The organism is Streptomyces sp. NPDC033216, from assembly GCF_055577115.1.
In genome coordinates, this window is the sequence record NZ_JBVIQK010000048.1 from 1 (window position 1) to 20,110 (window position 20,110).

11 protein-coding genes and 1 pseudogene are annotated in these 20,110 nt (G+C 70.3%); 4 read left to right on the forward strand and 8 right to left on the reverse strand.

Going from position 1 to position 20,110, the window contains the following annotated elements; translation table 11 throughout:
- From ACZ5Y0_RS36360 to ACZ5Y0_RS36375, 4 genes and pseudogenes are all read right to left on the reverse strand, one after another.
- A pseudogene (locus ACZ5Y0_RS36360) lies at positions 1-89 on the reverse strand (NADPH-dependent FMN reductase); the annotation flags it as partial.
- 472 nt (positions 90-561) lie between these two features.
- Positions 562-1,047 (reverse strand): lipocalin-like domain-containing protein, encoded by a 486-nt coding sequence (locus tag ACZ5Y0_RS36365; protein ID WP_469132906.1) that lies wholly within the window; start codon positions 1,045-1,047, stop codon positions 562-564.
- A 63-nt stretch (positions 1,048-1,110) separates the two neighbouring features.
- Positions 1,111-2,688, reverse strand: a complete 1,578-nt coding sequence (locus ACZ5Y0_RS36370; protein ID WP_469132907.1) for an aldehyde dehydrogenase (NADP(+)) — start codon at positions 2,686-2,688, stop codon at positions 1,111-1,113.
- Positions 2,685-3,314 carry a cysteine hydrolase family protein gene (locus tag ACZ5Y0_RS36375; protein ID WP_469132908.1) on the reverse strand — a complete coding sequence of 210 codons (630 nt, stop codon included), beginning with the start codon at positions 3,312-3,314 and terminating at the stop codon, positions 2,685-2,687. The genes ACZ5Y0_RS36370 and ACZ5Y0_RS36375 overlap by 4 nt, the downstream gene beginning before the upstream one ends.
- Positions 3,315-3,491: 177 nt before the next feature.
- On the opposite strand from ACZ5Y0_RS36375, the gene ACZ5Y0_RS36380 reads away from it, so the two are divergent.
- Together ACZ5Y0_RS36380 and ACZ5Y0_RS36385 are read left to right on the forward strand one after the other, a co-directional pair.
- Entirely contained in the window at positions 3,492-4,076 is a 585-nt protein-coding gene (locus tag ACZ5Y0_RS36380; protein ID WP_469132909.1) for a TetR/AcrR family transcriptional regulator, read from the forward strand.
- Between the two features lie 951 nt (positions 4,077-5,027).
- The gene (locus ACZ5Y0_RS36385; RefSeq protein ID WP_469132910.1) at positions 5,028-5,408 is read left to right on the forward strand and encodes an SsgA family sporulation/cell division regulator; all 381 of its coding nucleotides are present in this window, start codon (positions 5,028-5,030) and stop codon (positions 5,406-5,408) included.
- A gap of 192 nt (positions 5,409-5,600) precedes the next feature.
- Here ACZ5Y0_RS36385 and ACZ5Y0_RS36390 read toward each other — a convergent pair whose 3' ends face one another.
- Positions 5,601-6,062, reverse strand: a complete 462-nt coding sequence (locus tag ACZ5Y0_RS36390) for a winged helix-turn-helix transcriptional regulator (RefSeq protein WP_469132911.1) — start codon at positions 6,060-6,062, stop codon at positions 5,601-5,603.
- Positions 6,063-6,350: 288 nt separating this feature from the next.
- Between ACZ5Y0_RS36390 and ACZ5Y0_RS36395 the strand changes: the two genes are divergently transcribed.
- Positions 6,351-7,169 (forward strand): enoyl-CoA hydratase/isomerase family protein, encoded by an 819-nt coding sequence (locus ACZ5Y0_RS36395; RefSeq protein WP_469132912.1) that lies wholly within the window; start codon positions 6,351-6,353, stop codon positions 7,167-7,169.
- Positions 7,170-7,445: 276 nt separating this feature from the next.
- Here ACZ5Y0_RS36395 and ACZ5Y0_RS36400 read toward each other — a convergent pair whose 3' ends face one another.
- The 3 genes from ACZ5Y0_RS36400 to ACZ5Y0_RS36410 form a co-directional block, all read right to left on the reverse strand.
- The gene (locus ACZ5Y0_RS36400) at positions 7,446-8,090 is read right to left on the reverse strand and encodes a hypothetical protein (protein ID WP_469132913.1); all 645 of its coding nucleotides are present in this window, start codon (positions 8,088-8,090) and stop codon (positions 7,446-7,448) included.
- Positions 8,090-11,731, reverse strand: coding sequence for a S8 family peptidase (locus ACZ5Y0_RS36405; RefSeq protein ID WP_469132914.1), 3,642 nt, complete (start codon positions 11,729-11,731; stop codon positions 8,090-8,092). Before ACZ5Y0_RS36405 ends, ACZ5Y0_RS36400 begins: the two co-directional genes overlap by 1 nt.
- A 365-nt stretch (positions 11,732-12,096) precedes the next feature.
- On the reverse strand, positions 12,097-15,093 hold the full coding sequence (locus ACZ5Y0_RS36410) for an ATP-binding protein (RefSeq protein ID WP_469132915.1): 2,997 nt from the start codon (positions 15,091-15,093) through the stop codon (positions 12,097-12,099).
- Positions 15,094-16,323: 1,230 nt separating this feature from the next.
- On the opposite strand from ACZ5Y0_RS36410, the gene ACZ5Y0_RS36415 reads away from it, so the two are divergent.
- Positions 16,324-19,974 (forward strand): S8 family serine peptidase, encoded by a 3,651-nt coding sequence (locus ACZ5Y0_RS36415; RefSeq protein ID WP_469132916.1) that lies wholly within the window; start codon positions 16,324-16,326, stop codon positions 19,972-19,974.
- Positions 19,975-20,110 lie beyond the last annotated feature (136 nt).

The following is a 20,110-nucleotide window of genomic DNA, read 5'->3' on the forward strand; positions in this document are numbered from 1 at the left end:
TTCGAGGCGACGTCCAGCACCCAGCGGGCCACGGCCTCGCCGTTACGGCCGGGACGGGTGCTGCCCAGGATGATACCGATCTTGGTCATACCAAAACCTTTCGTAAGGGCAGCGCGCAGCCGCCCCGAGGTAATTGCTTCTACAAGTAACTTAACATACAAGTTGCTGAGTCAAGTAACTCGAGGGCGTGGGAACTCGGGGCGCGGGGGTGGCGCGGGAGCCGGTCAGGGGTGTGCCGCGCCGTGAGCTGAGCGGTGTGAAGGGCGCGGGGACCGGTGATCGGTGCCGGGCTTCTCGTCCTGGATGAGCTTCGGCCGGGCAATTCACGTCAATTGCCCGATCCGCCCTCTCGTGCCCGCGAGCGGCCGTGGAGCGCGGCCGCGGTCCCTCTGGGGGCACGGGCCGTGGCCGACCGCTCTCGGGTGACGGCACGCGGTCCGTGTGACCGGTCCGCGTGCCGGCGTTCTCACCTACGGCCCGACGGACCGGTACCGGCGTGCGTCGGAGGGACCTGTGACCGGGCACGCGGCCTTCCGCGTGCGGATGGGATCGACGACCGGGTCATGCCAGCCTGTTCCAGGTGAGTTCGGCCGTACGGTCCGCCCCCCAGAGCCGGGTGGGAGTGCTGACGCCGAGGCGCAGGAACGAGCCGGCGAACTCCACCGTCCGTACCTGGGTCCGGCCGACCCAGTTCGGGAAGAGGCTGGTGGTGACGTGGTGCTCCACGGTGCGGGGACCGACCACCTCGAACGGTCCGCCGTAGGCGACGTATCCGGCCGCCGCCCGGGCCAGGTCGTCGGTCGCCGCCTCCTCCAGTCGCGGCGTGCTCAGAGGGCGCCGGTCCCCGCGTCCCAGCTGGGCGGACATGTATCCCTCGGCGGTGTAGACGATCAGTCCGTACGGGGTGGGTCCGAAGGGGTGGATGACCTCCCCGTCGGGGCTGCCGGCGGTGTAGGAGACGAGTTGCCAGGCACCGAGCAGCCGCCTGCGGACCTCGTCGCGTACGTCGGGTTCGTTGCCCTCCGCGGCCGGGTCGTTCACGGGCACGGGAGTGCTCCCTTCTGTCGAGGACGGTCGGCCCCGCCCGGCGGACGGGGCCGTGGAGATGGCTCAACGCTGTGTGAGTTCTCCGTCGACCAGCCGCCAGAGGTTGAGCGGGTTGGTCTCGCGGAGGGGCTGCGGCAGCAGGTCGTCGGGGAAGTTCTGGTACGTCACCGGACGCAGGAACCGCTCGATGGCGCCCATGCCGACGGAGGTGAAGCGGCTGTCGGAGGTGGCGGGGAACGGACCGCCGTGGGTGGAAGCGTAGGAAACCTCCTGGGGGATCGAGAAGGCGTTGAACACGATCCGTCCGGTGCGCCGCTCCAGGACCGGCAGGAGCTGCTCGGCGGTGGTGCGGTCGGCGGCCTCGGCGTGCAGCGTGGCCGAGAGCTGTCCGCGGAAGGCGCGGGCCGCCTCGAGCAGTTCCTCCGCGCTGGTCAGCTTGACCAGCAGGAGCGTGGGGCCGAAGACCTCCTCGCGCAGGGTGGGTTCGGCGAGCAGCTGCTGTCCTGTGACCTCGAGCAGGAGGGCCTGGCCGTCCGCCTCGCCGGCCGGGGCGGCTCCCTGGCCGAGCAGGGTGGCGCCGTTGTCCTGGTGGCGCTGGGCGTTGCGGGCGTAGGCGTCGTGGATGCCGGGGGTGAGCATGGGGCGTGCGGCCCACTTCTCCACCTCGGCGACGGCCGCGTCGCGCAGTTCGGCGTAACCGGGCCCCTCGACGGCGAGGAGGACGGCGGGCTTGAGGCAGGCCTGGCCGACGTTGTACATGCCTCGCTGCACCAGTCCGGTGCCGATCTCGGCGCCGCGGGCGGCGAGGGCGGCGGGCAGGACGAAGGTCGGGTTGACGCTGGTCATCTCGGTGAACACCGGAATGGGGTCGGGGCGTTGCTGGGCCCGGCGGTAGAGCGCCATGCCGCCGGCCTCCGAGCCGGTGAAGGTGACCGCCCTGACCAGGGGATGGTCGACGAGGGCTTCGCCGATCTCGTTGCCTGGGCCGCGCACCAGGGAGAACACGCCCGGGTGCAGTCCGGCCTCCGCGACGGCTTCCTGGATGACGCGCCCCTGGATCTCGGAGGCGCCGGGGTGTGCGTTGTGCGCCTTGAGGACGACGGGACAGCCGGCGGCCAGGGCGGAGGCGGTGTCACCGCCCGCGACCGAGTAGGAGATCGGGAAGTTGCTGGCGCCGAAGATCGCCACAGGGCCGAGGGCCACCTTCTGGAGGCGGTGGTCCAGACGGGGCGTGGGCACACGGTCCGGCTGCGCGGGGTCGATGGTCGTCTGGAGGAAGCGCCCCTGGCGGACGACGGTCGCGAACTTGCGGAACACCGCCGCCGTACGGACGGTCTCGCCCTCGAACTGTGCGGCGGGCAGGCCGGTTTCCAGGGAGGTCCGGGCGGCGAGCTCGTCCTTGACCGCTTCGAGCTTGTCCGCGATCAGGTCGAGGAAGGCGGCCCGCTCGGCGAGCCCCGTGTGGCTGTAGCTGTCGAAGGCGTCGTCGGCCAGGCGCAGGGCGCGGTCGACCTCGGCGGGGCCGCCGAAGGCGAACTCCGGCTCGATCAGCGTTCCCGTGGCCGGGTTGAACGCCCTCATCGATCCCGCGGTGGCGGGCACGCGGCGTCCGCCTATGAGCAGTTCTCCGGTGAGTGTCATGAGCGTGCTCCCTCGAATGCGTCGATGAGTTCGTCGGTGGTGGTGATGGCGTGGGCGTAGGTGGGCCCGTTCAGCTCGTGCGCGGCGTGGATCATCTCGGGCAGGAACGCGGCGGTGGCGTCCCGCACGAGGGTCACGTGGTAGCCGAGTTCCATGGCGAAGCGGCCGGTGGACTCGATGCACGTGTTGGCGAGCAGGCCGATGAGCACGACATGCGTGACGCCGTGCTGCTTGAGCTGGAAGTCCAGGTCCGTGTTGGCGAAACCGCTCTGCGCCCAGTGCTCGGCGACGACGACCTCGCCGGGCCGCGGCTGGAAGTCCGGGTGGAACTCCCCGCCCCAGGTCCCGCGGGCGAAACTGTGCCGTTCCATGATGCCGAGCTGGGTGGGGTTGGGGTGCTCCCAGGTCTCGTAGTCGCCCTGCTCCCAGCGGCGGTGGGGGACGAACACCACGGGCGCTCCGGCGTCGCGGGCGGTGGCCACCACGGAGCGCATGTGATCGAGCAATCCCACTTCCTTCGCCATCGGCTCCAGCCGCGGCCAGATCTTTCCGCCCTCGGACAGGAAGTCGTTGAACGGGTCAACCAGTAGCACGGCTGTGCGACGTGGGTCGTAGGACTGGGTCATGGTTCGCTCCGATCTGGATGATGAGCATCATCTTGATGAAGGGTAGATTACGTCGATCATCCTGAAAGTCAAGGCGGGGTTGGGGCAATCCCGCCATCACGGACATAGCTGTATGATGACCGTCATCCAGTCGTGTGTTGTCCCGCACGGCTCCGTCCCACGAAAGGCAGGGTTGTCATGGGCCACTCGCAGGCGGACAAGGCGGCGACCCGGGAACGCGTCCTGAGGATCGCGTCGCGCAAGATCCGGACCGACGGTGTCAGCCGCCCGGGGGTGGCCGAGCTGATGCGCGAGGCCGGCCTGACTCACGGCGGTTTCTACAAACACTTCGATTCGCGTGACGACCTGATCGCCCAGGCCGCCGCCTTCGCGCTGGCGGAGGGAACGGCGAAGATGGAGCGGTCCGCCCACAAGAACGATCAGGACGCGCGCGCGGGGCTCATCGATGCCTACCTCGCGAAGCAGCACCGGGACGGACCGGCCACCGGATGCGCGCTGGTCACACTCGGTGCCGCTGCCGGGCGCGGAGACCAGCGCTTCAAGGAGGCGTACGAGAACCAGGTCCGCACCTACCTGGACCTGATCGCCGGCCTGGACGACGACACCGAGGACTCCCAGGCCGATGCCGTACTCACACTCAGTGCGCTGGTCGGGGCCGTCCTCATGTCCCGGGCCGTGGCCGACAAGGACTTCTCCGACGAGTTGCTGGAAACGGTGACCGACCGGTTGACGCGCCACAGCTCTCGCTCCGCGTCCGTCTGACGGGCGCCCTGGCGTCGGGCGGCCACATCACCGCCGAGCGGCCGGCGGCCCTCGGTGACACGTGCGCCGACGTTGCCGGAAGCAGGCCTGGATGCCACCTCGCCGAAGACGGGCGGACGGTCTTCCCTTCGCGGGCCGCCACCGCGGCCGGGTCGTCGCCGTCTTCCCACTGTCCGTCTTCTCACTGTCCGTCTCCCGACCCCGCCGGTTCCCGCCGGAGGAGTGGACATTTCCCCGCGTGATGGCAGCGCTGGTCGGGGTGGCGGTGGAACGCGTGGAACCGAGATCCGCGTGGGGTCGAGGCGGCCCGCGGGTTCGTGCCCGATCGGCCCGGCTCCGGGGGCTGCGCGACATGCAGGACGCTGGGGGAAGCCGCGGCTTCCCCCAGCGTGACCCATGCACTCGTCCGCGCCGGGAGCGGGGGGCGCCCGGCCCCGGGCTGTCGCGCACCGGCTCCGGACTTTCGCGGACCGGCCCCAGGGGTATCGCGGACCGGCTCCCTCTGGATGCGCGGGGCTGCGACAGGCCCATCCCGTCGTCGGCGGTGACCGCGGACGAGGATCCCCGATCCGGAGCACGGCGCGGCCTGCTGATCGTGGAGGCACTGGACCGCGAGTCGTCGAGCCACCGTCCGGTCAGGCCCAGACGAGCCCGGTGAGACCTGGCCCGTTCCCGAGCCCTGAGGCGCGCCTCTCGGAACGGTGCGGCCGACGGAATGAGTAGACCGGTCATCTTGTTGTCGTGGTCGAGATCGCCCGACGGTCCCCGTGACGAGGTCGTGGGGCGATCGTCATGTGGCCGCGCCCCTGGCGCCGAACGGAAGCGAACGAGCGCGCGATGAACCATCCGATTCCCTCCGGGGCAGGACCGTCCTCCTCACCCGACGCGAACGTGACCTGCCGGTGTGAAGCGGCAGTTCTGCTGGACGGCCCGGTCTCCCTGCCTGTGACGATGACCTTCCACTACCTCGCCGACGAGCCCTACAGCGTGCGCATGGTGGTGCACACGGGTTCGGCACCGCCGGTGGAGTGGGTCTTCGCGCGCGATCTGCTGACGGACGGGCTGCGGAGGCCGGCCGGCCTCGGGGACGTGCAGATCTGGCCCGCCCCCCGCAGAGCGCATCACCTGGAAGCCGGCGGAGGCGCCGTGCGCATACGGATCAGCTCGCCCGACGGGACCACTGTCCTGGCCCTGCCGGCCCGGCCGCTCCGTGACTTCGTCGACCGGACTCTGCGCGAGGTGGCGGCCGGAGCGGAGAGCGGCAGGCTCCGTCTGGATGAATCCCTCACCGCATGGGTGAGCGCGGATCGGCCGGAGGGCGGAACGTGCTGAAGTGCCGGCCGGGTCGGCAAGCTCCAGCCGTGAGCGGCGTCCACGTGGCGCCCCGGAGGTCGGGAACCGAGGAGCGCTCAGTCGCGTGGAGCCTTGCCGGGCGCGCCGCAGGAGTGTCGCCGACGCGGTCGTGGGGGTCGTCCGACGGGAGTGCCCTCCCTGCGGCTGCGGAAGGCGTGGGCCCGGCGGAGGTCACCTCACCGGTGTACCGAGGTCGACGTCACCCAGTGGCGTCTCGTGGCCGTCCGCGCTGACGAAGGCCACTCGCACGGGGGTGCCGTTCGTCCTGCTGGTCCGGCGGACCAGCGGGCCGTCGGGGTGGGGGCAGTGCTGGTCGCCCCACTGTTGCAGGGCGCCGAAGACGACCACGAGTTCACGACCGGCGGGTGTCAGATGGTAGGCCATGCGTGACCGGGCTCCGGCGTCGCGGTAGGGCTGTTTGTCCAGCACCCCGCCCTCCACCAGGACTCTGAGTCGCTGCGTGAGCACGTCGCTCGCCACGGGCAGCCGGTCCCTGAACTCGGAGTAGCGGGTCGCTCCGTTGAGTGCCTCGCGCAATATCAGCAGGCTCCACCGGTCGCCGATCATGTCCAGCGCGCGGCCGATGGAACAGCGTGTGTCACTTGTGGCAGGTCCCTGGCTTCGCTTCGGCATGGTGCCAGCCTACCGCTGAGACGCTTTTTCCCATCCAGGTGCTAGATTGGAAAACAGGTTTCAGGTCGGCCGCGCAGCGACACATGTCGGGGCCGACCGTCCGGGTGCCGCCGCGACGCCGCCCAGGAGGGGCGGACGTCGAGGTCGGTCGGCCGTCCGCGCCTCGGCGGTGCGCACGGAGCGCCGACCGCTTGTTCGGCACCGTCGGTCGCTTCTCCCCTCCGCGAGGCAGCTTCGCCTGGACCCCCTACCGCAACCACCGCACCGTGACCATCACAAGGAGTACTCATGAGCGCCAACGAGCAGTTCGCCGTCGAAGAGGTCAGCTCGTCGTACTGGAGGGTGACCTTCTCCAACGGAGAGATCAATCTGATCGACCCCGACACCATCGAGCAGCTCGCCCAGCTGGTCACTCGCATCGAAGAGGCACCGGAACTGACCGCTGTCGTCTTCCGCAGTGCCAACCCGGACTTCTTCATGGCGCACTGGGACATGCTGTCCGACCGGTCCCGTGTCGCTGCCATGAAGCCGGCCCCCTCGGGTCTGCATCCCTTCGCGGACAACCTGTACCGCCTCGGTAAGGTCCCCGCTGTCACGATCAGTGAGATCAACGGACGCGCCCGCGGTGCCGGCAGTGAGTTCGTCCTCGCGACGGACATCCGCTTCGCCGGACCTGGCGCCATTCTCGGCCAGTTCGAGGTGGGCGTCGGATCAGTTCCTGGCGGCAACCCCACCGGACGGCTTCCCCACCTCGTGGGCCGTGGGCGCGCACTGGAGATCCTGCTCGGCGCCGACGACTTTCCCGCCGACCTCGCGGCGGAGTACGGCTACGTCAACCGTGTCGTGCCGGAGAACGAACTGGAGCGGTTCGTCGACGGCTTCGCCCGCCGCGTCGCCGGTTTCGACAAGACGGCCGTCACCCGGACCAAGGCCCTGGTGGATGTGGAATCCCTTCCCACGGACCAGTCCTACGGCGCGAGTCTCCAGGCCTTCTTCCAGACGTCCGGCCGTCCGGAGAACGCCGACCGCGTCCGTTCCCTGTTCGACCGCGGTCTCCAGCGGCCCGACGGTGTGGAACTCGACCTCGGCCGTCGCCTGGCGGAGTGAACGGGTGAGGACTTCAGCGGGGCACGCCATCGTATGCACCGCAGGCGTGCGGCACGCGGGGGCCCGCACGAGACGGTGACGCCCCGTGCGAGAACAGGCCGAGGATGCGGTCGAGCCGAAACAGCCGTAGCGCGAGCCCCGGGCGCACACCGACCGGATCCCTCCCACTCCCGTCACCGCCGTCGTCCGGAAGACGGACGACGGCGGGGGCGAGGCGTCGGCCCCGCCCCCGCCCGGGGCCGGTCGGATGAGCCCTCCAGGTGCGGAGGTGGCTCGTCAGCGCAGCTCGTACGCCTTGGGAAGCGTCTGCGCGACGGTGTTGCCCCCGCTGTCAGTCGCTCTGACCCGCAGCGTCACCCCCTCCTCGGCCTTGTCCCGCTTCGGGTGGGTGACCATGGCGGTGAAGGTGTTCGCCCCGACTGCTTCGGTGGGGGCCGGGTGCCAGTTCCGGCCACCGTCGAAACTGGCATCGACCCGCAGCGAGGTCACCTTCGGTGGGGCGGTGAGGCGCTCCTGGTAGTAGCCGGTGACCTCGATCCGATGGGTCTCTCCTGCCTTGGCGGTGTTGTCCAGGGCCAGACCGAGGTCGTACCGCAGGAAGATCAACGGTTCCGGCCTGCACGCCTGCGTGTTGCGGTCGACAGCCTCGCCCACACACGGGTTCTCCTTCGGCGCGTCCTGCTCGGTGACCGCCGCCGAGGTGTACTGCCACACCGTCCTGACTCCGTCGGTCTCCGCCTCGAAGGAGTACCGGGCCGACTTCTCCGGCAGCTCGTAGGAGACGAGGTCTCCGGAAGCGGCGCAACCGGACAGGGCGAGCGCCGCTGCCGCCAAGCACGTCGTGAGAAGGGACCTGCGGCGCCGTGCCATGGGCAGACTCGTGTGCATCGTGTTGGTCTCCTTGGCAGAGTGAGCCGGCATCAGCGGATTTCCACGGCGTCGAGTTCGATTCGTTCGGTACGGCGTTCCACGTCGTCACCGTTCTGGTCGCGCAGCCTGAAATCGCAGATCGAAGTGAACGTGGGGAGCGTGGTCGAGGGCGTGGGACCGCAGCCCGGGACCGAGAACAGCGTCTCCACGAGCCCCTCGTTGCTGTCGAAGCCGACCAGGGCCTGGCGCGAGCCCCCACTGTCGGTCAGTTGGAAGGTCGGGTAGAAGGTGTTGCCCTGACGGCACCCCGAACACGGTGCTCCGGTGGGGACGGTGAACCCGGATCTCGTCCGAACCTGCGTGGCCGCCCCTGGCAGGGTCGGCCCCTCGTTCCAGTGGAGTTCGTTGCTCCTGGTGAGGACCCGTTCCTGATTCCCCCCACGCGCCTGCGTCAGCAGGGGGCTGTCGCCATGGTCCGCCCAGGCGGCCTGGAACTGGTCGACGGACTCCTCCCGCCGGTTGACGTACGTCGTCAAGATCCTCTGGGTAGCCGTGCGGGGCAAGGCGACGCCGGCCGCCTCAGGAGCGGACGCGGACCGCTGCCACCAGTACATCTTGGTGACCTCCCCGGGCCGGTCGGCGTGGAAGTGGTGGTCGACCCTTGCAAGGTCGTCCCCCTTCACCCGGTGCGGCAGGTCGGACGGGATCAGACCGTCGGAGAAGAACCGGGCGGCGTACGCCCTCGGAGTCGCGCTCCCGCCAAGAACGATCTTGACGTGGGAGCCGGCCGTCCTGATCCGCTTGATCAGGTGTTCGGCGTCGGCGTAGGGCACCTTCACGACGGGCAGTGCGGCGTACGGTCCGGGTTCCGGGCAACTCAGCGGCCCGTCCGGGCAGAGAACGGATCCTGGGGCGCCACCCACCGTGGTGAGTTCCGGTGCCGACACCAGCACGCCGACGGCCCCGGCGGCGGCAGCCGCTGCCACCCGTTCGTCACGCAGCTTCGGGAACTCACACGTGGTCCCGCAGATGTCGGACGGTGTCATCAACACCAGCTTGCCCCTGGCACTGATGCCGGCGAGCTCGTCGGCCGAACCGGTGCCCGCATACACCACCCCTACGTCTCCCTTGATCGGCAGACGGGCAAGCGGCACGGACAGATCGCGGAACCCCGCCTTTCCGTTGTTCAGCCACATCTGAGAGGCCACGAGAGAGGCGTCCGGGGTCAGGTAGCGGGCTCCCAGAGGAAAGGAGGCGCCTCCCCCCGCGACCCGCAGGGAGACGATCGGAGTCGTCCGCACGCTCTCCGTGTTCTGAGTGAGGGTTCCCACACGGACCTTCGCGGTCGGCAGAGTCCACCAGCTCGCTTCACTGCCGATCCGGCTCGACGGCATCGTGTTCAACTCGCGTGTGCCGTCGGCGGAGACCCGCCGGGTACGGCTGTACGAGTCGTAGTTCTCGGTGGGTACCGGGAACTCCGCCCGCAGGGGCTTGAGCTTGCGCAGGTCCAGGGTGAGTGTGGTCGCCTTGGTGAGGTTCACCTCCGCCACGAGCGGTTCGGCCTGCTGTTGTTCGCCGGCCGCGTCCCGCCAGCTGACCGGGACGGTTCCCGAGTACGTACCGGCGAAGAGCGGGAGGGTGAACGATTCCTCCCCGTGGGTGAACACCTCGCCGTCGTCGAGAGCGCCGTCGACCTGTATGAAGGCGGCGGAGCCGTAGACGACATCGGTGGCGCCCACCGGCGGGACGACCTTGACCGTCAACGGGAGCTTCTCGGGCTCGAGGAACGCGCCGACCGGTGTGGTCAGCCGCACCGCGCCGGAGGAGTCCCGGGCGGTCAGCAGCCCGGTGTAGTTGCCGTAGGTCCCGTCCGCGCCGAGAACCCGGCCGTCGAGCGTCGCGGACACGTCGACCGATCCGCGGGCGGGCACCTCGACCTGGTCCGTCTCGAGGGTGAGCAGGCCCTCTGGCGCGGGCTTCCCCGCGATGGAGAGTGACGCCGTGAGGTTCACCTCGACAGCGCTGTCGGTGTGATTCGTGTAGGTGACCTTCTTGGTCAGCGCCGAGTGCGGAAAGGTGAGCCGGCCGAAGCCCAGGCTCCCCTTCGAGGTGATGCTCGGGTCGGTGGCCGCTCCGAGATCGACCCGGCCGACGCCCTGTGCGTTGACGTCGTGCCCCACATCGGTGGCGGTGCTCATCAGCAGGGCCTTGATGTCCCGGCCGGTCAGCTCGGGGTGCTGCTGGGCGATGACGGCCGAGGCGCCCGCCATGTGCGGTGTGGCCATCGAGGTTCCGCTGGCAGTGGTGTAGAAGTCGTCCACGGTCACGCCCATGGCCGTACCGGCGGCGCGCGCGGCGACGATGTCGACACCGGGAGCCGCGATGTCCGGCTTGGCAGCGCCGTCCCCGACCCGCGGTCCACGGCTGGAGAACTTGGCCATGCCGTCCTGCTTGTCGACCGCCGCCACGGTGAGGGCCTCGTCTGCGGAACCGGGAGTCTCGACCGTGCCGTTGTGCGGGCCGCTGTTGCCCGCCGCGACCACGAACAGGGTGCCCGTGTCACGGCTGAGCCGGTTGAGGGACTGGCTCACGGGGTCGGTCCCGTCGGTGGGGCCGCCACCGAGACTGAGGTTGACCACCTTCGCCCCGGAGTGAGCAGCCCACTCCATACCCGCGATGATCGCGTCGTCGGGACACTCGCCGCTGTCGTCGCAGACCTTGCCGACCCGCAGGCCCGCGCCGGGCGCGACACCCTTGCGGAGCCCCTTGGAAGCGGCTCCGGTACCGAGGATGGTGGAAGCCACGTGGGTGCCGTGACCGTGCCCGTCACGGGCGCCGTCGCGGTTTCCGGTGAAGTCGACCTGCTCGAGTACCTTCCCGGCCACGTCCGGGTGGCCGGGGTCGATGCCGGTGTCCAGCACCGCCACGGACACGCCGGTGCCGTCGTACCCGCGCTGCCAGGCGACAGGTGCGCCGATCTGGGGCACGGACGTGTCGAGGCTGACCTTCGCCAGTCCGTTGAGCCAGACCTTCTGCACACCTGTCAGCGAACCCGTGGAGCGGGCGACGGAGCCGGCTTCGTTCTTGCCGCGTACCCCCTGCCACCAGGTGGTGCCGTCCGCGATCGACATCGAGCGGCCGTTGATGCTCGGGAGAGCCTTGCCGCCGGTCGTTCCGGCGACCTTCCGCGCCTTGTGGCCGGCGCCCTCGTCGGCGTAGGTGACGAGGACCGGCACTTCGCCGACCTTGCCCTTCATCACCAGGGCAGTCAGCTTGGCGAGGTCGAACAGCCCCCAGTCGAGCAGCCCTTCGTCGATCAGGGGGAGGGCGTCGTTCGGTACGACGTATCTCGCTCCCGCGCGGGTGACGGTGTGGAAGACGACCGGGGACCCGCCGGGGCGAGGCGCGCTGTCGATGTCGCGGACCTCCGGCTTCCCGTCTGCGGCGACGGTGACGTGCACCGTGTCACCCGTGACCAGGGTCACCGGGACGACCCTGCCGGACGTGGCGGGACCCGGTGCAGCGGCGGTGCCGGCCGTGGGCCTCGACGGAGCGGCGCCGGTGGGCTGCGTCTGCCCGGGCGGGACGGCGGCCTCCGCCACCGTGGCGGACACGACCATGCCGATGACCGTCAGGCCGACGGTCAGGTTGCCGATCCGTCTTCCGAGACGTTTCTTCCTTCTGGGGATCATCTGTCGCTTTCTTGTGGGGTCTACCAAGAGGGCCGGGGGAGGGGCGGCGCAACGGCGCCGGGCAGCCCCTTCTACGCCCGGGACCCGTGGGGACGGGTCGAACGGGGCGGTGCCTCGCGCACCACCGGTGAATATCGCTGATGACACGTCAGATCGGCACGGGGCCAGTGACCGCATCACCGGGACCGCCACCCACGCACGGGGCGACGGCAGGGCCGGCGGACGCAGCGGGGCGCGCCACGGATGCCGTCTCGTCCTCGGTGCGGCGGGCCGACTCGTCCGAGTCGGCCGAGGCCTCGGGGGCGGGCGGTTCTGTGGACGGCATGGAGAGAAGTGTGCGGCGAGTGCGGTCCCGGCTCGATTGGTCAAATGGGGGATTCAAATCCATCGCCCGAAATCCCGCTTTTCTTCGTCTCCCGCGACGCTGCCCCATTTGTTCGTCGTCCGTCCGAGGCCGCCGCCCGTTCCCCGACGACGCCCGACTCGAGGAGACTGATCGCGAGCGCGGTACGGGAAGCGACGCGCATCTTGCGCATGGCCGATCTGACGTGGCTGGCCACGGTCTGCGCCGACACCACCAGGACGTCGGCGATCTGTCGGTTGGTGAGGCCCCCGGCCAACAGACGAGCCACATCCAGCTCGCGGGGGGAGAGCCGGTCACCGTAGCCGGGGCGTCCGCGGACTCGGGCTCCGCGGGAGATCCGGCCTCGCTCGTCCAGGGTCCGGCGGACCCGGTCGGCGTCATGACGGGCCCCGAGGCCCGCCATCGCCGTGGCGACATCGGACAGTTCCCGCAGCGCCGCTTCCTGCCGGCCGGTGGCGAGCAGACAGCGTGCGCCGCGCTCCCGGGCGAGCAGGGCGTCGTACGGGCGCGGCAGCGCCTGCCAGGCCACCGCAGCCTGGGCGAACAGTGTCGCAGCGTCTTCGAGCCGGTCGTCCGCCTCGGCCAGGGTCGCGCGGCACAGGACGAGCGACGCCTGTGGCGCCGGAGCGTCCGCGTCCCCCAAAGCTCGCCCGAAGGCGGCCGTCAGGTCGACGGCGTCACCGACCCGGTCGGCAGCCACCAGGGCGGTGACCCGCACCGGGACGACTTCGGTGGCCCGCGGCCAGATTCCCTTGCCGACCGTGATGTCGACCGGTTCCGCGGTGTGACGAAGAGCCTCGTCGACGTCGCCGTCGCGCAGACACAACTGAGCCAGCGCGGCCGAGGCCTCGATGCGCTGCTGGTCGTCGCGAGCGGCGAACAGCAGCAGTCCCTCGGCTCCTTCCCGGTCTCCCTCGGCCGCCCTGAGCAGGCCCGCGACCAGAGCCGCCTCACAACGGTCCTTCAGCCGCACACGGTTGTCGTCGTCGACGAGACGGCCCGCCCGGTCGGCGAGACCCGCCCAGGCGCCGGTGAACCAATCGAGATGCGCCCAGCTGGAGGAGATGCTCACGAGGTAGTCGAGGAGTTCGTGCCGCTCCGCCAGGGCCTGAGCCGTGGCCAGCCGTCTCCGCGCCTCGTCGGCGCGACCCCACCACATCGCCGCCTCGCCGACGTTGGCGTGACCGATGGCCGCGATCGCGGCCTCCTCGGCGTCGGCCGCCTCCTCGGGCACCCGCCCAGCCTCGGCCCAGCCCGCCTCCTCACCGAGCAGCAACAGGGCGGAAGCGCGCTGGAGTGACAGGCGCAGCCGCTCGTGGTGGGAGACGGCCGGCTCGATCACGGGTGCCCTGCTCAGCCATTTCAGGTGCTCCGACGCGGGTTGCGCGTTGCCGAGCGGAATGGCGAGCAGGATGCGGGCACGTGCCGCTTCCAGCGAGTCGGGCGGGAGTGCGGGAATCGCCCGTGCCAGCTCGAGACGTCCGGCGTCCAGGTTTCCCGCCGCCATCAGCACCCGCCCCATCTGGAAGCGGATCAGAGCTTCCTGCCGCGATGTCAGGGACGGGGTCCGCAGCGCTGTTCCCAGGCAGTCGATGATCTCCGAGTACGGGTCGGAACCGGGCAGCGACTGGAACTGGACCCTCATCAGCAGCCGTACCAGCGTCTCCACCGGCAGTGCCGCAGTGGTGACCAGGTTGTGCAGCAGCAGTGCCGCCGTTGTCACGTCCCCGGTCCGCGCGCAGAGGTCGGCCGCGAGTTCGGTGAACCGGCTCGACGCCTCGACATCGCCCGCGAGCCGGAAGTGCCGCGCGAGCTGCATGACGGGGGGCGGGTCCGTCCCCTCCAGCACCCGGCCGGCCCGCAGATGCATGAGACGGCGCTCTGGGGAGGGGATGGCCTCGTACACCGCCTGGCGCGCGAGGGAGTGGCGGAACGCCAGTTGTCCGCGACGGTCCTCACGCAGCAGGCCGCACCTCAGCGCGTCGGAGACCCGCGCCACCGCCCGGTCCTCGGGCAAGCCGGTCACCGCGGTCACGGTCCGGCAGTCGGCGGGATCCGCGAGCACGGCGACGGCGTACAGAACCGTCCGGGTGTCGGGGTCGAGGTGCCCGAAGCGTTCGAGTACGGCGTCCCGGACGGTGGGCGGCACGCCGATGTCGTCCAGCAGGCGCCGCGCCCACGCCCCGCCACTGTGCGGCAGGTCACCCCGGTCGTGCAGCATCCGCACCGATTCCTCCACCGCGAGGGGTACCCCTTCCGTCCGCGCGTGAAGAGAGGACGCGAACTCTGCGGACACGTCGTGCCCGGCCAGCATGGAGGACACGAGCGCGGCGGTGTCCCCGACGCTCAGCGGATCGAGGGTGAGGCGGACCAGCCGGGCATCGGCGGGCAATCGGGAGGAGAGCCGCGGCAACAGGGAACCGGACGGCGTCTCATCCCGCCGGTACGTCACCACCAGGCTCACCGGCTGGGGTCGGCGGGAGACGAGGAAGAGCAGGAACTCCAACGTCGTCTCGTCCGCCCAGTGCACGTCCTCGAGTGCCAGCAGCGCCACGTCGAGCCGCCCGAGCACCTCGGCGAGAGCACGGAACAGGCGGTGCCTGGCGGCCGTCGCGTCTTCCAGGGGTGCCGGTCCCGGGGGCAGTTCGGCCGACCACTCCGGCAGTAGCGGGCGGAGCGCTCCGCCCAGGTCACTGAGCCGCAGTGCGGACACGCTGTCGACGCCGTCGCGCAATGCGTCCACGACCACACCGAGCGCGTGGGGGACCCGCAGGTGCGGACAGGCGCCGGTCAGGGCGCGACGTCCGAGGGCGGCCTGGGAGGCGAGGAATTCCCGCAGCAGCCGGGACTTGCCGATGCCCGCCTCGCCCTCGATCAGGAGCACGGCCGGCCGGGCCAGCGCTTCTCCGAGCAGGGCGACCTCACGGTCCCGGCCCACGAATCTCGGCGTGGCGAGTGCTGGAAACGGGTCGGTGGTGGTGTCGGACCGTGCGGCCAACGTTTGTCCCCTAGGTCGATTCTCGTCACGTCACATGTCTCTGCTCATCACGGCACATGTCGACTCTCGTCACGGCACATGTCGAGCCGCCCCGTGTGGGTCCGCGGGATCCACGTCACCCGCCGTGAGGGACGGGCATGACCAACCGCCGCGGATGGTGGGCAGGGCCAGCCGCCGGTGGGCGGGCAAGAACACCGGATGACCGCCTTCGAGCCCCGGACCCGCTTCCTGCGGAGGGGCGATGCGGCCTCGGGGAGGACAGTCGGCGAGGTCCGGGGCGTTTCTCGCCGGGGCCGAAGGGGTTTGACCCTCGCACACATGTGGCCAGTATTCCAGCAGTCCGGCACGTGTCTGGTGCTCGGATGCTGGTTGCCGGCCGGGCGCAACCGGCCCGAGCCCGGCGAGACGTACTGGTTCGCGATCCGTACGGAGGCGGCATATACGTGCGCCTCGGTGGGGTGGTCGACCGTTGGCTCGTCGAAGTCGAACTCACGCTCCTCCGCCTCGGGTTCCCGCCGATGCCCGCGCGCCGTACCTGCCTGCCCGGCCGTAGTGCCCTGTGCCCCGTGCGCCGCATCTGCGGGTCTGGCTGCCGTGCCTGTTGGGCGGCCGGGTGGTGCCGCCCACGCGAGGGATGCCGACGGTGGGTCGTACCACCACGGCAACCGGTAGAGGCCGTACCGGCACGGCAACCGGTAGGGGGCGGATTCCCCCAAAAGCGTCGAGTCCAGGTGGGACTGATGACACGAAAGGTCCGTGGTCCGGCATCGCGCGTCCGCCCGTCCGCCGGCGTTCCTCGTCCCCCGCTAAAGGCGAGACGTCTGCTCCCGGCTGGAAAATGCGCATCTTTTGGGTGTTAGTCCCCCAGAGGTCGACGCAACCACCCGACTACGGAGCTGTGGTGACGGCTCGTCAGATAGTCGGATGTTGAGACACCTTTTCGAGTGGGATACATTCTCGGACAACTTGACGAGGTAAGTAAGTAATTAGTCAAATCCTTTGGCGGTTTTACATGTTTGCGCATGCTGTGCATGAAAGGTGTTCCGAGGAATGCTGAGATCTCGCATGATGGCGGCGATAACAACGGGACTGGCTCTGGTCGCCGGAGCCACGCCCGCCGCGTTCGCGGCGAGAACAGCGGATGCCGCTGGAAGTACCGCGGCTCGGGCCGACGGTGCACCCCGGCCCCGTTCCGCGACCGTACGGCTGATCACTGGTGACCGTGTGACCGTGACGTCGCTGCCCGGAGGGCGCCGCACCGTGTCGGTACAGCCCGGACCCGGGCGCGAGCACATGTCCTTCCAGACGTCGGAGGCGGACGACAAGGCCCTCAACGTCGTGCCGTTCGACGCCCAGTCCCTCGTCCTCGCCGGCACCCTGGACCGACGGCTGTTCAACGTGTCGGCACTGATCGCCGACGGATACGACGAGGCCCGCGGCTCGGCGTTGCCACTGATCGTCTTTCCGACGCCGAAGCCGTCACGTGAGGGGGCCAGGGTCGGCCCGCGGGAGGCGAAAGCCGCCGCCGAGACCGCCGACCGGCTGATGGTGCTGAACAGATCCGGCGCACCGTCCCGCGACCTGAAGAGCATCGACGCCCGCTCCCTGCTGGTGGCCGACAAGGACCTGGGCACGTTCTGGAAGACACTCGCCCCCGGCGGTAACCCGGACGCCTCACGGGCCGCGAGCACCCCGCGGATAGCGTTGGACGGCAAGGTGAAGGCGCTGCTCGACCGCAGCACGGCACAGATCAACGCTCCCGCCGCCTGGAAAGCCGGTTACGAGGGTGAGGGTGTCAAGGTGGCCGTGCTGGACACCGGTGTTGACGTCCGCCACCCCGATCTGTCCGGCCGGATCGCGGCAGCGGAAGACTTCTCCAACAGCGGAAACGTCGAGGATCACTTCGGGCACGGCACACACGTGGCTGCCGTCGTGGGCGGAACGGGTGCCGCGTCCGGCGGCACCCGGCGGGGCGTGGCGCCCAAGGCGGGCCTGCTGATCGGGAAGGTGCTGGGCGACGACGGCTACGGCTCGGAGTCGGGCATCATCGACGGTATGGAGTGGGCGGTCGGCGAACACGCCAAGGTCGTCAACATGAGTCTCGGATCAACCGAACAGTCCGACGGCACCGACCCCTTGAGCCAGGCCCTCAACTCCCTGACCGCGTCGAGCGGCACTCTGTTCGTCGTCGCGGCCGGCAACTCGGGCCCGGGCCAGACCACACTGAACTCACCGGGAGTGGCGGACGCCGCCCTGACCGTGGGCGCCGTCGACCGCGACGACTCCCTCGCGTCCTTCTCCAGCCGCGGGCCCCGCCTCGGCGACGGCGCGGTCAAGCCCGACGTGACCGCGCCCGGCGTCGGCATCGTCGCCGCCCGCGCGGCGGGTACCACCCTGGGTACTCCGGTCGACGGCGACTACACGGAGATGTCCGGGACGTCCATGGCCACCCCACATGTGGCCGGGGCCGCCGCACTGCTGGCCCAGCAACATCCGGACTGGAGCGCCGGCCGGCTCAAGGACACCCTGACCAGCACCGCCCGCACGGTACCCGGCACGGGGGTGACCGAGCAGGGCGGCGGACGCGTCGACCTGGCCGCGGCCATGGGTCCGGTCACCGCCACCGGTTCCGTCACGCTCGACCCGCTGACCACCGGCGGATCCCGGGGACAGCGGCAGACCACCGTCCGCTACACCAACACCGGTGACCGCCCCGTCACCTTGTCGCTCTCCCTCAAGATGGCCACCGACTCCGGACGCGTGCTCGCCGACGGGGTGGTGGGCGTCGGAGTCCGCACCGTCGAGATCGCGCCCGGTGCCACGTCCGAGGTACCGCTGCGCACGGACTCCGCGGCGGGCGCCGCGCGAGGCAAGTACTACGGATACCTCACCGCCGTGGCCGCCGACGGCACGGTGGCCGTTCACACCACCGTCTCCCTCGTGGTGCACGCTCCCCAGCACAAGCTGAAGGTCGTCTACCGCAACCGTCAGGGCCGCATCGAGCCGGGCTGGCTCGGCACCATCTTCGGTGCGGACGGCTTCGCGGACTACACGGACCGCGATGCCGGAGTGGCGATGGTGGAGGAGGGGACGTACTACGTCAGCGGCTCGTTCACCGACTACGCCGCCGACGGTTACGCCGAGACGGGCAACGTCATCGCGCCCGAGGTGAAGGTCACCGAGGACACCACGGTCACGCTGAACGCGGCCGAGGCCCGCGAAGTCAAGGTACGCACCCCGCGTCCGGCCGAGCGCTACGGCATCATGAGCCCCACCTACTACCGTCAGATCGACGGCAAGAAGCTGTTCCAGACCACCACGGTGTACGGCGGCGACCGGATGTACACGAACTCGACCAATCCCGTGACCGACGGCGAGTTCGAATACACCCTGCGCGTGCAGCTGCGCGCTCCGCAACTGGAGGCCAGGACCTCCGGCGAGTCGGCGGCGTTCCGGCCGTACTACGAGAAGTTCTCCCCGGTCTTCGGGGACCGCGGTGCGCGGTTGACGGCGGTGGCCGCCGGCACTGCCCAGGCCCCCGACTTCCGCGCCGCGCGGGGGAGGCTGGCCGTTCTGCGTGACGACGGCTCCGACGGCTACGACAGTTACGCGCTCGCCCGTGCGGCGAGATCCGCCGGGGCGAAGGGCGTGCTGCTGGTGCTGCCCGAACGGTTTCCCGTCTGGACCGACTGGTGGCCGACCGGCGACCGCATGGCCCTGCCCTTCGTCCGCAGTTCCTCGACCGACGGGGCCGCCCTGCTGAAGGGCATGGCGACCGGCACGCGAACGGTGTCGTTCAGCGGTACTGTGCGCAGTCCGTATCTGTACGACGTGATGGCCGTCCGGGACGCCATTCCGAAGAATCCAGTTCACACCGTCTCCGAGCGGAACACGGCGGAGGTGCGTGCCACCTACCACCGCACCGGCACCTCCGAGTGGGCCAGCGAACAGCGCTTCGCCTGGCGGCCCTACCAGGACACCGCGTGGAACCAGTCGAACCGTCTCGTACCCACGGGCGGTGAGCGGACCGAGTACGTGAGCGCCGACGTCGGCACTCAGTGGCAGCACGCCGTCCAGTACCGGGTCGTCGAAGCCGGCGACCAGGTACTCGAGAGTGGCATGCACGACGACCCGCACACCTACCGGCCCCACCAGCACACCACGGAGCGGTGGTTCGGATCGGTGGTCCGTCCCTCCATTCCCGAAGGGGAGCACCTGCCGTCGGTACGCGACGGCGACACCATGTCGATCTACGTCCCGGAGTTCAACGACTCGGGTGCCGGCCACTGGTCGTTCGCCGAGGCCGGGGGCTTCGGCAGCGTCAAGGACCTCAACACGGCGCAGCTGTACCGGAACGGCACTCTGGTCGCCACGTCCGACAACGGCGCGTGGGGCGACTTCAGGATCCCGGCGGGCAGTGCCACCTTCCGGCTCGACCTGTCGACCGGGCGTACCGCGGACCAATGGCGGTTCGGCACCAGCACGCACACGTCCTGGACGTTGCGCTCCGACACGACGCCCCGCCCGACACTGCTGCCGCTGCTCCAGGTCGACTACGACGTACCGGTCGACGCGCTGAACGCGGTGGGCCGGTCCCGCACGCACAAGGTCGGGCTGTCCGTCCGCACCCAGAACGGCATGTCCGCTCCGGTCGGGGTCTCGGTGACGGCCGAGACGTCGTACGACGACGGCGCCACCTGGCATACGGCGCGTACCACGCCGCGCGGTCACGACAACCAGTTCACCGCCGCCGTCGAGCGGCCGGCCCATGTGCACCAGGACGCCTATGTCACGCTGCGGATCACCGCGACCGACGCCTCCGGCAACCGGGTCCGGCAGACCGTCCGGCGCGCCTATCTCCACCCGGGAACGCATGAGTAGCCGCTGTCCGCGTCGCGGACGGAGGCGCTGAGGCGTCGGGGGGGGGGGGGGGGGGGGGGGGGGGGGGGGGGGGGAGGGGAGAACCCCCCCCCCCCCCCCCCCCCCCCCCCCCCCCCCCCCCCCCCCCCCCCCCCCC